The following is a 15,999-nucleotide window of genomic DNA, read 5'->3' on the forward strand; positions in this document are numbered from 1 at the left end:
ACGTTTATAAGCCATACAGCGACAGTAGTTACCATTCATATGGCTTACTATTTCTTCATCTGAAGGACTTGGGTTAGCTGCCAGTAATGTGGCCGCTTGCATTATTTGCCCCGACTGACAGTAACCGCACTGTGGCACTTGCTCTTCAACCCATGCTTTTTGCAGTGGGTGTTCGTTATTAAGCCCTTCAATTGTGGTGATGTTTTTTCCTGCAATTGCGCCAATTGGTAAAACACATGAGCGAGTTGCTTGCCCATCTAAATGCACTGTACACGCACCACACATTGCAATACCGCAACCAAACTTCGTTCCTTTTAATCCAATTTCATCACGAATAACCCATAACAATGGTGTATCTTCACTTGCGTGTGATTCGACCACCTTGCCATTAATTGTAAACGTCACCATAGCTTGCCCCTTAATTACGATTTCTATAGTCACTTTTAAACTATACGAACAGCTTCAAAAGTGACTATAGCTATTAAAAATATAACTACGACCCTACTCGTTATATTTTTTCATTAAAATTTTTATATTCTGTTTTACTTAAAAACTCACTTAATTGCTCTTGCGTATCTATATCTAAACTCGCACTACTTAAACTAATTGTGTTAACAACTTCACGACTAGAGCGCAATAATTGCTGTGCACCTCTATCCGAAGTTAAGCTTGCAAGCTGAGATAAATCAACCGCAGGGAATATAGCGGGTACACCTAAACGCTCGCCATAGTTTGCGCACCAGCGCGATGGATTACGTGTAAAACCAGTAACTAGCTCACTTAAGTGCGCTACTTTTAGCTCAACCTGATCCGCGAGCATAAATAAAATCCCATCGAAGGACTTATTTTTAAACACAGTTTGAGACGCTATCGCGATTGAATTACCTAAACCTTGGCTCCATTGCTTGTTCTCAATTAGCTCTATGTTTTTATAACCGGTCAGTACTTGTGCTACTTCTTTATGCCATGCCCCGGTAACTACATACACGGGCGTGTCATCAAGTGCTTGAAGTGTATTTACTGCATGTTCAATCATTGTTTTGCCAAACCCGATATCAGCCGTTAATTTACAGCCGTTAAAGCGAGATGATTGCCCTGCGGCTAAAACAACTTTTGCAATTAGCACTCCTCTTGCCCCCAATGGCTTAGCGATTGGGCGTTTTTGTCACACAGCACTGCATGTATTTCGCTGATCAGCGATAGTGCAATACTCTCTGGCGAGTCGCCGCCTAAATTTAAACCGACAGGCCCAAAAACAGGAGACTTTATTTGTGAAACACGCGTATTCGCGTGCTCTAAAACTTGTTCACGCCTGTGCTTAGGACCCAATAACCCTATATATTTAAAAGAAACATCTTTAAATTGAGCTAACGTACTCGCGTCTAGCTCAACGCTGTGAGCCATTAAAATAGCCGCATCGACTTTATTAGTTATGCAATATTCTCTTAACTCACTCGGTGTGATGCGCAAAATAGCATCTGCATTTTTAAAATATTGCCTTTTTGCATTGGCTGCACGCGTGTCCCATACAGTTACACTCCAACCAAGTTGTTTGGCAAATGTATAAACCGGAACCGCATCGGCCCCACCACCCACTATTAATAAATGAGGCGGCGGATAAATAGAAGTTTGTAAGCACGTAGCGCCTTTTAATTCTATTAACTGCGCTTTGCGGTTCATTGATAAACCATGTAACTCATCATTTTGCGTAAATACACCACTACCGGCTGGCAAAATGGGGCTTACCTGTTGAAGGTATCGCCCTGGTTTATTCTCATTAAGTGCTTTAGATACAAGCTCTAACTGTAAATAGTCATTAGCTTTGTGAATGGGCTGCAGTAAAATGTGTACTATGCCCCCACAACCAATACCAAGTTGAAATGTTAAATCGTCTTCATCGGTGGCATCATAACTGATGGTTTTACTTGTTAAAGTACTCATTACTTGTTTAGCATGGCGCTGTATGTCAGCTTCTAAACAGCCACCTGAAAGCATCCCCAAGCGCTCGCCTAGGCTAGATATAAGCATCATAGCCCCTAGTTTTCTGTAGCTAGAGCCTTCAATTTTGTACAAAGTAGCTAAAACCCATTCTTGGTTGTCCCTATTTTTATACCAAGTGTTTAAGATACTTTTTAAATCTGTAACCATATATTGCCCTTTAAAAGCATTTTTTGCGTTTAAAAACAAACCAGCCTAAACAGCTAATCTAAAACTTAATAATTCACGCACAATTTACTCCTCTATTATATCGTTTAAGGTCTCAATTAACTCATCAAATTGCTCATTAACGCTTTGGCGTTGTTTATCATTTAGAGTTGAGTTTAATTCGTAGAGTAAATTTATATATAAATTTAAGTTTGCTTCATTGGCTTTCAATAGTGCGTCGCTCATATAGAGTTCGCGCTCTTTAATAACCGTACTTAACTGATTTATAAAATCTTTTTCTGTAATTTCAGCATTTGTAAATACCTGCTTGGCTGCATTCAAACGGTTTTGCTTGTACTTTAGCCACAGCGTTCCTGAGTCTTGATGTTGCTCATTAGTTGATTTAATCAGCGCTTTTTGTTGTTTATTAAGCTTGCCTATCCACTGCTCGTAGTATTCAAATTGCTTTTCCAGGCGCTCACTTTTTCGCTCAAGCGGGGTTTGTTCGTTAAACTCTTCGCGTTCGTCGTTAATTTTTATTTGAATATTGTTTAAAAGTTCTTCTCTTTGCTCACTTGATAAAGTTGCACCCAGTTCGGCTAAAGGCATGTGCGCGTATTCAAGTAGGTTTTGCCAATGCTTTTTAGCAAAAACCACCTGCTCTTTTAACTTCTCAATGCTTAGTGTGTTGTTAAAAAGTGCCTTAATATTTTGAATGTCTTGTTTGTAGGCTGGTAGCTGCGTACTTCTATGCCACGCTTGGGTCGTGTTAATGATCTTTTTAAGCTGCTTATTTTGTGTTTTATTTAAATCAATATAATCATCTACCCAAAATGACGAAAGCCAACTCAAATTATTGTAAGTAAAAGATGCCGAACAACTACATAAAAACAACATACTTACAGCAAGGCATATCTGTTTTAGTTTTTTTGCTTTGAAATTTTTAAGCATAACCTTCTCTATTATTTAGATTGTGGCAAAGCTCAAAACTCATTTGATAATAATTATCATTTAAGTGTTGACTTGTATTTAGATCTAACTGATAATCGTTCGCACAAACACAGTGTAACGACCTCAGTGCCTACGGAAGAATATTCAGCAAGGATGCTGACACATTAAAAGAAGAGCGTGCCGCTTCGTGTTATTACTTACTCGACCCAAGTAGTAACATCAAATATCACATTTACTTGCTACATTGCTCATATTAGTGACGGTTAATATGATTCAAAAAAGCCCTAACGGGCTTTTTTTATTTCTTTAAATTTTCTATAAAATCTGTATCTTACACTTCTAAACTCGTCTACTTACCTTAAAAGTCCACCGTGCTGTTATTTACATTTTATACGCACGATCTGATAAGGTATCGCCTTGCGTTTACGCTAAAGCTGGCGTAAAACATAACAGTAGACACCCTTTTTTGCATCTATTTATAGTAACCGATTTAATCTCTACTTAAATGCATTGAGTATTAAACGTTTAAAATGCGCAAATAGTGCAAAAATTTAATAATTTAGCATTCAACTATGGCCTGTTGACCTTTTAGTATTAAAATTTGTTCTATCTAGGCGCTATTTATACCAATCTGCTTATATATGGGGTCTATTTAACGTTAAGAAAATCACGCTAGAACTAGGCAAAAGTTTTTGTATCTAGTTGTTCTAAATGAAAAATTTTTAACGACGTTATAGTGCAATTTAATTCGTTAAATTGATCAAAGATTTATGCAGGTTGGTATTAATAGCCGCACGAAGTTTGTAACCTAGTAGGCTCATTAAAAACCGAGCAACAAAGAGCAAACCGTCCCTAGAGCGAACCTAAATAGCAGCACAAATTTAAACTAGAAAGATAAACAGGCGTTAATACCTATTGTAACTATTACTAATTGGAGACATTAATATGTCACAGTTTAATTTGAAATCACTCGTTCTAGCTGGCGTTTTACTTACCAGCCCCTTTGCTCATGCAACATTAGAAGATGGCATAAAAGCAGCAAACGAAGGTGAATTTGCAGTCGCCCTAAAAGAATTTCAATACCTTGCCGATAAAGGCTTTGCACCAGGAATTTACGAACTAGCTAAATTATATGAAGGTGGATACGGTGTAACGCGCGATTACCGCAAAGCAGCTGCGCTTTATCAACAAGGCGTAAAAAAGAACCACCCGGATTCAATGTTTGCTCTAGCGGTTTTATACGACGAAGGCAAAGGTGTTAAACTTGATCACCAAATGGCTGTTACCTTATTTGAACAAGCAGCCAATAAAAACCTGCCTGCGGCTCAGTTTAATTTAGGGGTAATGTACTCCAACGGCGTAGGTGTGACTCGAGATTATAAAGCTGCGCGTAATTGGTATGAAAAAGCGGCCGCTAATAATTACTCTTTGGCTCAATTTAATTTAGCGCTAATGTATTTTGAAGGTCTAGGCATGCCAAAGGATCTAGAAAAGTCATACATTTGGAATACTATTGCCGAGTACAATGGCAACATGCAAGCAAGTCACAGCCGTAAACTTGATGAGCGTAAAATGCTACCTAAAGAAATTGAAGAAGCTAAAGAAAAAGCCGATGCCATTTATGCAAAAATACAAGTGGGTACTTATGCTGGTGAAGGTCGCTTATTTTAAATCTTTAGAGTCTGATGATTAGGTTTTAACTCTATCTAAAAAGGCTGAATTACATAACGTAATTCAGCCTTTTTAATATATCTTGATTAGCAAAATAAAATCTATTCAACTTTACAAAATCAACACCCTATCATTTTATATAAAGCCATTTTAATAGCTTAATAATAAGTTTACTTTGTTTAAGTAACAGATTAATACGAGGATTAAATGAGCCTGATACTAAGGTGTTTTTAGCGTGGCTGAACGTTAAAAAACCTTCAATACCATGATAGTGCCCCATTCCTGAATGCCCTACACCACCAAAAGGGGCATCGTCAGCAGTTACTTGCACTAACGTATCGTTTATTGCCACAGTACCACTGATTGTTTGCTTCATAATGTATTCTTGAGCGTGCTTATCTTGCCCTAAAATATAAAGCGCTAATGGGTGGTGATGTGCTTTAATATAATCAATTGCGCTGTCGAGCTTTTCGTAACTCATTATTGGTAATATTGGACCAAATAACTCATCTTGCATTAGGCTCATCTCGTCAGTCACTTGAGTCACTAAATGCAGCCCCATACGATGTTTTTGCTCATCTTGCTGGTTTTGCTCAAGTGGCTTAATAATGTTTGCGCCAAGCTCTTGTGCTTGCTCTAAATAGGTTGCTAAACGTTTATAGTGTGCATCGCTAATAATAGAAGTTAAGTTTTTACCTTCAACACCGTCTTTAAAGTGCTTTTTATACAGCTCACACAATTGCTGAACCAGCTGATGCTCAAGCGCTTTGGGTACAAATACATAGTCGGGAGCAACGCATATTTGCCCTGCATTAGCCATTTTTCCAAACAGTATGGCTTGCGCCGCTTTTTTAATATCGGCATTTTGCGTAATAATAACTGGCGATTTACCACCGAGTTCGAGCGTTACCGGTGTTAAATTACGACTCGCCGAAGCCATTACTAATTTACCTACTGCCGTTGAGCCCGTAAATAATAAATGAGCAAATGGGAGCGATGAAAATTGCGCGGCTACATCGCTGCCGCCTTGTATTATTTTACAATGCGCTTGCATATCGTCTTTAAATATTTTTTCGATAACGACGTTTGTGTGAGGTGTAAACTCGCTTAATTTGAGCATGACTCTATTACCGGCAGCTATAGCAGTAAACACAGGTACTAACGCTAACTGAATCGGATAATTCCACGGTGCAATAATGCCAACCACACCTTTGGGCTGGTAATTAACACTTACTTTTGAAGGCCACAAGCTTAAACCAACAGAGCGATTACTTGGCTTTGCCCATTTTGGGAGCTTTTTAATAATGTGTGCGAGCGTTTGCACCGTAGGTAATATATCGCCAAGTAAAGTATCGAAAGCAGTTCTATAACCAAAGTCTTTTGAAACAGCATCCACTAGCTCTTGCTCAAGTTCAACAATACGTACACGAAGTTTTTTTAATAAAACGAGACGTTTATCAATTGGCAAGTAAGGCGTTTCGAGAAAGCTTTTTTGCAATTCATCAAATTGGGGAATTAAAGGCATTGCCTGTGATGTCTCAGTGCTCAAAATAGATTACTCAATTTTTAAAGTTACCGCAGACTATAACCTTGTTCTGTTTTTCGAGCAATAACACTAATTATCTAAAAAAGAGCTTCTTAAGCAATATAAATAAGTATAAAGAGTAGCTTTGTTTAAAACTGTAAATATAAACAAAGCTACTCTGGTATAGGTTGATTTAGTACAGCTTTAAAAGCCAAATACTTGAGCTGCTATAGTCATTGTCACTAACGTAATTAATACAATAGCAACAATATTTAGTATAAAGCCTGCTCTTATCATGTCGCGCATTTGAATTTGCCCTGAGCCAAATACAATGGCGTTTGGTGGTGTCGCTACTGGCATCATAAACGCGCAGCTACATGCAATAGCGGCAGGAATAACCCATACAAGTGGCGAACCTGTTATAGATTCTGCAACGGGTCCTAATAAAGGAAGAAAGCCAGCTGCAGTTGCTGTATTACTCGTGATCTCCGTTAAAAACGTAATTAATGCCACAACAACAAGTACGCTCATAACAAGTGGAATAGTACTTACACCCTCTATCATTTGGGCAATAAAATCAGCAAGGCCTGATGATTTTATTTGGGACGCTAATGTTAATCCGCCTCCAAACAAAAGTAGTACGCCCCACGGTACCTCTGATGCGTGATGCCAATCAAGAATACGCTCATTTTTGCCTTTATTCGCTGGCATTACAAACAACAGCAATGCCGCAGCAATTGCAATTGTAGTATCTGAAATATTAAGACCTGTAATATCGCCTAATAAAGGTCTAAATATCCAACAAAGTGCAGCAAGTACAAATACAAACAACACGCCTTTTTCTGCACGTTGCATTATTCCAAGATTTTTTAGCTGAGTTGTAAACACTGCTTTTGTATCAATTTTCTGATCGTTTTTAACATTAGCATCTACTTTATACGCAAACTTAGTAAGCCAAACCCAGCTAATAATTAGCATGCTTAAAGACAGAGGTACACCTACAATCATCCATTGCGCAAAGCCAATTTCTATTTGATAACTATCTGATAAGTAAGCAGCCATTAAAGCGTTAGGCGGAGTGCCAATTAAAGTAGCAATACCACCAATACTTGCACCATAAGCGATTGATAACAGTAAAGCCTTACCAAAACCTTCATTTTCAGGGTCTGATTGTTTAACTAAACTGGTGATCGAAAGTGCAATAGGCAGCATCATTACGGCTGTAGCCGTATTAGACATCCACATCGACAAAAATGCGGTAACCAACATCATAGCTAAAATTTGTAAGCTTGGTTTTTTACCTGCGTATAGCATAGTGCTAAGCGCAATACGTTTATGTAAACCCCAGCGCTCCATAGCAATGGAAATTAAAAAACCACCTAAAAATAAAAAGATTAGCGGGTGTGCATACGGTGCCGCCACACTTTTTATTGCTGCTATATCAGCTAGTGGTGATATTACCAGTGGTAGCAATGCAGTTGCCGGAATTGGTACAACTTCGCTCACCCACCACGATGCCATCCAAAATGCTAAGCCTGCAGTTTTAAATGCCGCAACCGACATACCTGTTGGCGGATCGAATAAACAGGTTAATAGCATTACTAAAGGCCCTAGTATTAAAAAAAGCCATTGAAAATGTTTTTTCTTATCGGGTTCTTGCGTCAGTATGTTGTCTGTCATGATAAGCCTCTAAAACTTATATTTAAGACCAAGCGCAACACTGTTGTCGTCTTGTTCTTCTAGATTAAGATCGGTGTATAAAAGGTAAGCTGTTGTCTGCTTATCAAATACATAGTCAAGGCCTGTGCTCCATTGCGTTGCCTCAGAAACTTGACGAAGTGTAGAGTCATCTTTAGCAAATTGAATCTTTGGTACCCACTTGTCAAGCGTATAACTTGCACTCAATACATAACCATTACCAGATTTAGTGCCATCCACTGATTCAGAATGCTGGTATAAGCCGCCTAACTGTAATTGCTTAAACTTATAAACGCCTGCAAGTCTACTTGCTGTAATATTATTAAGTGAATCAACATGACTTAGTGACACATAATACGGGGTGTTATTTAAATTACGATCGCCATAAATAATCGTAGCAGCAAAACCGGCTTCATTATCTTTATTATCGTCTTTAGGCGCGTAAGTAAACGAAAACTGTGTATTATGCCAATAGCTTGAAGTGTAGGTTATGGTGTCTCCGAGGCGATCTTGCCCTGCAATAACTTGTGCCATGTCGGCTTGAGTTTCATTAAAGTTATCAACTTTTCCTTCAGAGTATTTAAAGCGTGTATCGTTTCTTCCTACTACAACTTCACCAAACGCACCTTTTAAGCCCAAGTAAGTATTACGTGCAGTAAAAGGCTCATCGGTGTCGTCTTCCTCAAACCCTTTAACTTGTACTTCGTATTTAAAAACAACGCTTAGGTATTCGTTAAGTTTGTGGTCGCCTTTAATACCAATACGTGAGAAGGGCGCGTCTATTTGCGTACCCTCATCTGCGTATCGCATAGTGCCTGTATCAGTATTTGCAATTTGTACTTCAGCTTTACCATAAACGGTATAATCAACCGCTAAAACAGTATGCGAAAATGTAGCTAAGCAACTCAGTGAAGCTAGATAAATAGTAGTGTGTTTGAACCTTATCATTGTGTGTCCTAATTATTAGAATCTACTTATTGTCGACTCTAACTAAGCAAACACATTGCCAATGATGTAAATGGTATATATTTCATAATCTTGACACTAGCTGTGGTTTTTATCTATACAAGATTGTGCGGATTACCGCACATTAAAAACCAGGCTATGTCACTTTATCCACACATTTTAATCGATGAACATATCGCGGTTGAGCCCATATTTACTCATTTTATCGTAAAGCGTTTTTCGGGCAATTTGTAATGCTTCCATGGTATTTTTAATACTTCCATGGTTTATCTCAAGTGCATGTTCAATTAGTGATTGTTCGTAAAATGATACTTTCTCTGACAAACTTAAATCGGGCGAAAGCTCACCCTGACCTTGTGTTTTTGTGACCGAAAACGCCAGTTCAACGCCTAATAGCACAGCACGCTCAGCTTGGTTTCTAAGTTCTCTCACATTCCCAGGCCAGTCGTAAGCTAATAAACGCTGTTGTAATTCACTGTTTAAGGGCGCTGGTGCTTTGTGATAGCGAGTAGCTGCAATTGAGCTAAAATGCTTAAACAATAAAAGTATATCTGCTTTTCGCTCTCGTAGAGGCGGTATATTTACTTTAACTAAGCTGAGTCTGTAGTATAAATCTGCTCTAAATTCACCTTTTTCAACTAAAGAAAGTAAGTCTACTTTAGTCGCTGCAACAATTCTGATGTCTAAATCAATTGCTTTGTTATCGCCTACAGGTGTTACTTTTCGCTCTTCTAATACGCGTAGTAACTTAACCTGCAGCGACATTGGGGTACTTTCTATTTCATCTAAAAATACCGTACCGCCCTGAGCAAATTCAAACTTACCCTTTCGACTTTGCGTAGCACCGGTGTATGCCCCACTTGCTGCACCAAACAATTCGCTTTCTATTAATTGCTCTGGTACTGCGCCACAGTTAATAGCAACAAAATTACAGCTAGATCGATTACTTTGATCGTGTAGATAACGCGCTACCAGCTCTTTACCTGTGCCCGTTTCACCTTCAATCATCACATCGGTTGGGGTATCTATAATTGTATTTAACAAGTGCATCATGTGTTGCATTTTAGGTGTATCACCTAGTATGCGTACACCTGGGGCTGAGGTTTTCTGTACAGCCACTTTTAATGCGCGGTTCTCCATAACAAGGCTTCGTTTGTCGCACGCTCGTGCTATGCAATCAAGAAGATGTTCGTTAACCGGTTTTTCAAATAAATCATACGCACCTAATTGCATCGCTTTAACTGCAATCGATACATCAGCGTAACCAGTTAAAAATATTACAGGGAGCTCACTATCAAAAGCCGTTATTTGCTCTAAAAGCGTTAAGCCATCCATGTTCGGCATATTTATATCGCTCAACACAACTCCTGCAAAGCGCCTATTGAGTTTGCTAAGAGCGGTACTTGCGTCATTAAAGCACTCAACGGTGTACCCTTCGAGAGTGAGCAGTTGCTTTAAAGAGTCTCTGATCATTGCTTCATCATCAATGACTATTATGTGATTACAAGGTAGGCTGTCAATCATCTGTATTTTCCTGCCTGTTAGAAAGGCTAATTATAAATTCAGCCCCTCCCTCTAGTCGGTTGTGTGCGCTCAAACATCCATTAAACGAATCAATTATTTGTTTTGATATGGATAAACCAAGGCCTAGACCATTACTTGATTTAGTGCTGTAAAAAGGTTCAAATAAATGACTAAATGCATGTTGCTCAATACCAGAGCCTGTATCTAAAATCGACAGTTTTACACGCTCTTCAAAACACTCCAACTGAAAACTTAAGTTACGAATAATTGCGCCGTTCATAGCTTGGCTAGCATTCGTAATTAAATTAACAAGTACTTGTTCAAACTTGAGCGAATCGACCCATACAACAACTGTTTCATCAAATTGAGGTGGCTCTACTTGTACGTTATCTTGCTTTAGTTGCGCGCTAGAAATCATTAAGGCGTTATTAACAAGCCCTGCAAGCGGGTAAGGTCTGAGCTGCATTTTTGAAGGTTTACTGAAATGCTTTAGTTGACCTACAATTTGATGCACTCGATCAACTAATCCCTCAATAACCACTAAGCTTTCAGCTAATGCTGAAGTATTTCCTTTCGCTAATAAGCGCTTTGCCGAAGCTAAATAAGTATTAATAGCACTGAGCGGCTGGTTTATTTCGTGGTTAATTCCTGCACTTAACTGTCCTATTGTCGCAAGCTTTGCAGATTGCACTAAGGCTGTTTGTACTTTTTCCAAAGCTTGAGTACGCTCAAGTACTTCAAGTTCAAGGCTATGTCTGGAGTACACCAGCTTTTTATAGCCCGCAAACCGAGTTAATAAAATATAACTAATAATAATTATCAAGCTACAGATAATAAATACCCAAAACAAGCGAGGCAGTTGGGCTGAATTAACTTTTGTTATGTCAACGAGTACGTTCATTGTGGCATTAAAATACCGTAAAGGTCTTTGCGACATTACGTAAAGTTTTTTATCTATTTTAAAATGTTTAATACCTTCATTAGAAAATTGAAACTGCTTTATATACAAAGGTTGATGATCTAAATAAGCCCGACGAGATTTAATATCTCTGCGCATAGTTATATCAAGATCAGTGAAGCTGTTTAATCGCCATGTTTGCATATCTGACATTGCAATTACGTCATCTGCAAGCTGTAAGAAAAAGTGGCTGCCCTTTGACGTATTTAAAAGCTCTCTGTCGTCCTCAAATTTGCTTACATTGACTTTTAGCACAACAACACCAATGGCTTTATTATCGCGATATACAGCCTGTGAAAAGTAGATACCACGCTCTTTAGAGCGCATACCTAGTGCAAAATACGCTACTTTTTCGCCTGCAAACGCACGTTTGAAATAAGGTCTAAATGCAAAGTTACTACCTAAAAAAGTGTAATCTGCTTGCCAATTACTACTGGCAATAACTTCGCCTTGAGTATTTAGTACAAAAATATCTGATGCACCGCTGGCTTGTTGAATATCAGCAAGGTAGTTATTAATAGCGTTATAGTGTTGTGGCTGCGCATCAACAAAGTCTATCATTAACGAGTTATAGGTAAGTAACTGTGGAATAGCAGAAAAACGAGCAAGTTCAGTATCAATATAGTTATTTAATTGCGTAACTTGGCGTTCAGCCTGGTAAGTTGCTTGCTCAACATCATGAGCTCTACCAAGCCAAAACGTAACAACTAATATAAGTACGAGTAACACAAAAATAGTAATAATTTTTTTAGAAAAGGAAAACATGGATAGCTCGCAAAAAAATAGCCAAGAAAATTTTAGGGCGCTAGTGTAACGGCTAATCTCTAGCAGAGATATAAACTTTTTGTCAACAACAGTTTTAAAGTGCTTAAAAACAAAAATCGCCGTAAACAACTATGTTTACAGCGATCTGTTTAGCATTAAATTAAAAAACAATTAATTTGTAGCTAATGCTGATCTATTTTTAACATATTTATATAAGCCAATTAACGACGCCGCAATCCAAAATATTTCGATTACAAAGCTCGCTAAATTAAAATTATAACAAAGACTAATTAATAGTAAAATCGCCCCTGTTAAATTCATCATATTATACGTTAAGCTAGCTGGAGATGTTTTACCTAGCTGCAGTAAAAAAAATGAACCAACTACTAAAAAAGTACCTGTCATACCTATGATGTCAAATAAGAGTGCTATCACGAAACTATCCTTTATCCATTTTTAAATAACCCAATAAACTGGCCCGATCCATGGGGAGGGTATTTTTTCATTCATTGAAACAGCAAACCGGGCGATTCTATCAATATGGTAAATTCTAACAAGGCCATATGTCCGTATGGAGAAGGCTTTACTTCAAAACTTCATTTAAACGTTACTTTGCCGCCGATGATTTTATAGGCTGGTGCACCACGAATAATAGCCTCTCGGGCAAATGGACGGCTACAGTTAGGGCAAATACATGGCTCACTTGTAAAGTCTTGACTAATACGCTCTTTAAAACACTTAACTAATGCTCCCTTCCCTCCTTTTCGATATTTAAATAAGGAAGCTTTACAGGCTGAGCAAAAAATATCGACCGTTTTAGTTGGGCCTTTTTTATTAGGTTTTGCCATTAGGTTCTGCTGTATTATATGAAGAGTTATTAACTATGATATCAGTTTCGATAGGTAAAGGTGACAACTGGGTTTTAGAATTTTTGTGCAGTATGTTCGTTCAAGCTAGCTCATAATAAATTATTGATTATGAGAAATATAACCTAATCCCTAAAAAAGAAGCGGTTTAATTGAGATGATAATACATTCATATTAAAAGGTTTGATTATAAACCCCGATACTTTAGCTGCGATAACTTGCTTAACTTTATCCGTACTGTCTTCACAAGTAACCATTAAAACGGGAATATCAGTGAGTGCTTTATCCTGTCGAATATTAGTGAGTAAATCAACACCATCCATTTTTGGCATATGAAGATCTGTAATAACCAAATCGAAATGCTGGTGGCGTAATAAAGCCAAAGCTTGCAATCCATCAGTTGCTTCAACGATATTGCTATACTCTAGTTTTCTCAGCATATTAATTAATACATGTCGCATAAGCGGCATATCATCAACAACTAATATTTTCATTAGTACGTTTACCAAGTCATGTAAAGGGGATTATATAAAACTACTCTACTCGAAGATAAGGAGCAAATTTGGTTTTACTAATTATTTGAACTTATGGCCATATTCCTAAAATGAGCCCCATTAACGAAAACTGTAAAACATGATAACCCCCGTTAATTAAGAAAAGCTTTAAAGGACGTTGCTCAAATATATAACTTAATCCTAATGAACTACTGATCCAAAAAAAGCCGATCACAAAGCCTGCCCCTATACTTTCACCTACGCTTGCCTCCTTACCTAAAAAAAGAGACAGCATTAAAGCCGCTATAAAAACTAAAAAGAAGCTGCCACCAAATATCAACTTAGGGTTAGCCGATTGTAAGTCCAGTTCAGTTAAGCCACTACTTTCTAGCCAAGCATTTTTAAAGAAAGCTTTTGAGTACCATATGCCGCCAAGCATAAAAGAAGACAGCGCAGCCATTAGTATCGCAAAATAATTAACATCTAAAAGGTTCATACAAACAGCCGTATACAAAATATGTGATACCGTTTGATAAAATATTAACGGTATAAAGATACTCCCAATGTAGTTATAAATAAGGTATTGAGCAAATTGCTTAACTTGAATTAATTGTTTGTATAGAAGGTAATTATTAAAATATAGTTTATAAATCGCCAAATTTTGCATTGGTTAATAAGGCTAAATCAGTTGGTGAGAGTGCTATTTCTAAGCCTCGTTTTCCGGCGCTTACAAAAATAGTATCAAAGAGTAAAGCACTGCTATGAATAAACGTAGCTAGACGCTTTTTTTGTCCAAGCGGACTCACCCCTCCTAAAATATAACCGGTACTAACTTGTACTTTTTGTGGGGCAGCCATAACTACTTTTTTAGCACCACATAATTTGGCTAACTGCTTTAAGTAAACTTGTTGGGATACAGGCGTTACGGCAACAATCAGTTGCCGTTCATGTGTTTCAAGTACTAGGGTTTTAAATACTTGTGCACTGTCTAAATTTAACTTTTCAACAGCTTCAAGCCCGTAATGGCTATTATTCTTATCGTGCTCATAACTGAGTACTTCAAAGGGGATTTTTTGCTTTTTAAGTAGATCTATTGCTGGAGTCATGCTGCTTCATCTTTTTTGTTCACAGTAACAAAAATTAAGTTTAAAGCAAAAAAAACGACGCTAAAAGCGTCGTTTTTTGTTCATAATAATTTAAATTTATTTAGTTAAATCATCAAAAAACTTTTTAACACCATCAAAAAAGCCTTGCTCTTTAGGACGGTTTTTCGAGCTATCTGTACCCATGCTTTCATCTAACTCTTGAAGTAGTTCTCGTTGACGCTCGTTAAGATTAACTGGCGTTTCGATTACCACCTTACAAATTAGATCGCCTTGTGCACCACTGCGAACAGACTTAACACCTTTGCCACGCATACGGAACATTTTGCCCGTTTGAGTTTCAGAAGGTATTTTAAGCTTTGCTCGACCATCAAGTGTTGGCACCTGAATTTCGCCACCAAGGCCTGCTGTAGTAAAGCTAATTGGTACTTCACAGTATAAATTGTTCGCTTCACGTACAAATATTTCATGCTCGCGAACCGATACTTGCACGTACAAGTCGCCCGATGGCGCGCCATGCATTCCGGCTTCGCCTTCACCCGTTAAGCGGATACGGTCGCCTGTATCAACGCCAGCTGGAATTTTAACTGAAAGCGTTTTAGTTTTTTCTACGCGGCCTTGTCCATGACAACTGTTACAAGGATCTGAAATAATCTGACCTTGTCCCTGACATGTAGGACACGTTTGCTGTACAGCAAAGAAACCCTGGCGCATTTGTACTTGGCCAGCACCATGACAAGTAGTACATGTTTTAGGTTTAGAACCCGCTTTAGCACCACTGCCATCACACGGCTCACAGCCAACCCATGTAGGTACTTTAATTTCAACTTCTTTACCACGAACAGCTTCTTCTAAGCTTAAGTCCATGTTGTAACGTAAATCAGATCCACGTTGTTGACGAGATTGACGTCGACCACCGCCGCCACCAAAAATATCGCCAAATACGTCGCCAAATACATCACCAAAGTCGCCATGTCCGCCACCAAAACCACCGTGACCGCCACCGCCGCCTTGTTCAAACGCTGCGTGACCATGTTGGTCATACATTTGACGTTTTTGACCGTCAGTTAAAATTTCGTAAGCTTCTTTAACTTCTTTAAACTTAGTTTCAAGCTCTTTATCACCTGCGGTACGGTCTGGATGATATTTCATCGCTAAGCGTTTATACGCTTTTTTTATGTCTCGCTCACTCGCATCTTTGCTTACGCCGAGGACTTCGTAATAATCGCGTTTTGACATATCTATCACACTACTCTTTTCTGTTTGCAGCGTGAGCTGCTGGATAAACCGATAAATCGCATCGATTTATCATTGAATTTTTAAACCTTAAATA

16 protein-coding genes are annotated in these 15,999 nt (G+C 38.2%); 1 reads left to right on the forward strand and 15 read right to left on the reverse strand.

Going from position 1 to position 15,999, the window contains the following annotated elements:
• The 4 genes from ENH88_RS06440 to ENH88_RS06455 all read right to left on the reverse strand — a co-directional run.
• Positions 1-408 (reverse strand): (2Fe-2S)-binding protein (locus ENH88_RS06440; protein ID WP_304180807.1); only part of this gene is annotated, 408 nt, incomplete at its 3' end.
• A gap of 100 nt (positions 409-508) precedes the next feature.
• Positions 509-1,126 (reverse strand): nucleotidyltransferase family protein, encoded by a 618-nt coding sequence (locus tag ENH88_RS06445; RefSeq protein WP_024598553.1) that lies wholly within the window; start codon positions 1,124-1,126, stop codon positions 509-511.
• Positions 1,120-2,148 carry an XdhC family protein gene (locus ENH88_RS06450; protein ID WP_304180811.1) on the reverse strand — a complete coding sequence of 343 codons (1,029 nt, stop codon included), beginning with the start codon at positions 2,146-2,148 and terminating at the stop codon, positions 1,120-1,122. Before ENH88_RS06450 ends, ENH88_RS06445 begins: the two co-directional genes overlap by 7 nt.
• Before the next feature lie 84 nt (positions 2,149-2,232).
• A complete protein-coding gene (locus ENH88_RS06455; protein ID WP_304180813.1) occupies positions 2,233-3,096 on the reverse strand; it encodes a DUF6279 family lipoprotein in 864 nt (287 codons plus the stop codon).
• Between the two features lie 945 nt (positions 3,097-4,041).
• Between ENH88_RS06455 and ENH88_RS06460 the strand changes: the two genes are divergently transcribed.
• A complete protein-coding gene (locus tag ENH88_RS06460) occupies positions 4,042-4,767 on the forward strand; it encodes a tetratricopeptide repeat protein (protein ID WP_304180815.1) in 726 nt (241 codons plus the stop codon).
• Positions 4,768-4,897: 130 nt separating this feature from the next.
• Here ENH88_RS06460 and ENH88_RS06465 read toward each other — a convergent pair whose 3' ends face one another.
• From ENH88_RS06465 to dnaJ, 11 genes are all read right to left on the reverse strand, one after another.
• Positions 4,898-6,292: a coniferyl aldehyde dehydrogenase gene (locus tag ENH88_RS06465; protein WP_414704811.1), complete on the reverse strand. Its 1,395-nt coding sequence runs from the start codon at positions 6,290-6,292 to the stop codon at positions 4,898-4,900.
• A gap of 204 nt (positions 6,293-6,496) precedes the next feature.
• Positions 6,497-7,972 (reverse strand): SLC13 family permease, encoded by a 1,476-nt coding sequence (locus ENH88_RS06470; RefSeq protein WP_304180818.1) that lies wholly within the window; start codon positions 7,970-7,972, stop codon positions 6,497-6,499.
• A gap of 9 nt (positions 7,973-7,981) precedes the next feature.
• On the reverse strand, positions 7,982-8,938 hold the full coding sequence (locus ENH88_RS06475) for a porin (protein ID WP_076925619.1): 957 nt from the start codon (positions 8,936-8,938) through the stop codon (positions 7,982-7,984).
• 177 nt (positions 8,939-9,115) lie between these two features.
• On the reverse strand, positions 9,116-10,480 hold the full coding sequence (locus ENH88_RS06480) for a sigma-54-dependent transcriptional regulator (protein WP_121955124.1): 1,365 nt from the start codon (positions 10,478-10,480) through the stop codon (positions 9,116-9,118).
• Entirely contained in the window at positions 10,473-12,203 is a 1,731-nt protein-coding gene (locus ENH88_RS06485; RefSeq protein WP_304180821.1) for a sensor histidine kinase, read from the reverse strand. The genes ENH88_RS06480 and ENH88_RS06485 overlap by 8 nt, the downstream gene beginning before the upstream one ends.
• 171 nt (positions 12,204-12,374) lie before the next feature.
• Complete coding sequence (locus ENH88_RS06490; protein WP_024598561.1) at positions 12,375-12,638, reverse strand: CBU_0592 family membrane protein; 264 nt, start codon at positions 12,636-12,638, stop codon at positions 12,375-12,377.
• A 161-nt stretch (positions 12,639-12,799) separates the two neighbouring features.
• Positions 12,800-13,051: a hypothetical protein gene (locus ENH88_RS06495; RefSeq protein WP_024598562.1), complete on the reverse strand. Its 252-nt coding sequence runs from the start codon at positions 13,049-13,051 to the stop codon at positions 12,800-12,802.
• A 143-nt stretch (positions 13,052-13,194) separates the two neighbouring features.
• Entirely contained in the window at positions 13,195-13,563 is a 369-nt protein-coding gene (locus tag ENH88_RS06500; RefSeq protein ID WP_024598563.1) for a response regulator, read from the reverse strand.
• A 91-nt stretch (positions 13,564-13,654) separates the two neighbouring features.
• Positions 13,655-14,059 carry a DUF1761 domain-containing protein gene (locus ENH88_RS06505; RefSeq protein WP_304180825.1) on the reverse strand — a complete coding sequence of 135 codons (405 nt, stop codon included), beginning with the start codon at positions 14,057-14,059 and terminating at the stop codon, positions 13,655-13,657.
• Between the two features lie 148 nt (positions 14,060-14,207).
• Complete coding sequence (gene ybaK, locus ENH88_RS06510) at positions 14,208-14,669, reverse strand: Cys-tRNA(Pro) deacylase (protein ID WP_304180827.1); 462 nt, start codon at positions 14,667-14,669, stop codon at positions 14,208-14,210.
• Between the two features lie 96 nt (positions 14,670-14,765).
• Positions 14,766-15,905 carry a molecular chaperone DnaJ gene (gene dnaJ, locus ENH88_RS06515; RefSeq protein ID WP_024598566.1) on the reverse strand — a complete coding sequence of 380 codons (1,140 nt, stop codon included), beginning with the start codon at positions 15,903-15,905 and terminating at the stop codon, positions 14,766-14,768.
• Positions 15,906-15,999: the final 94 nt, after the last annotated feature.

It is taken from the genome of Pseudoalteromonas prydzensis, from assembly GCF_011050055.1.
Lineage (GTDB): Bacteria > Pseudomonadota > Gammaproteobacteria > Enterobacterales > Alteromonadaceae > Pseudoalteromonas > Pseudoalteromonas prydzensis_A.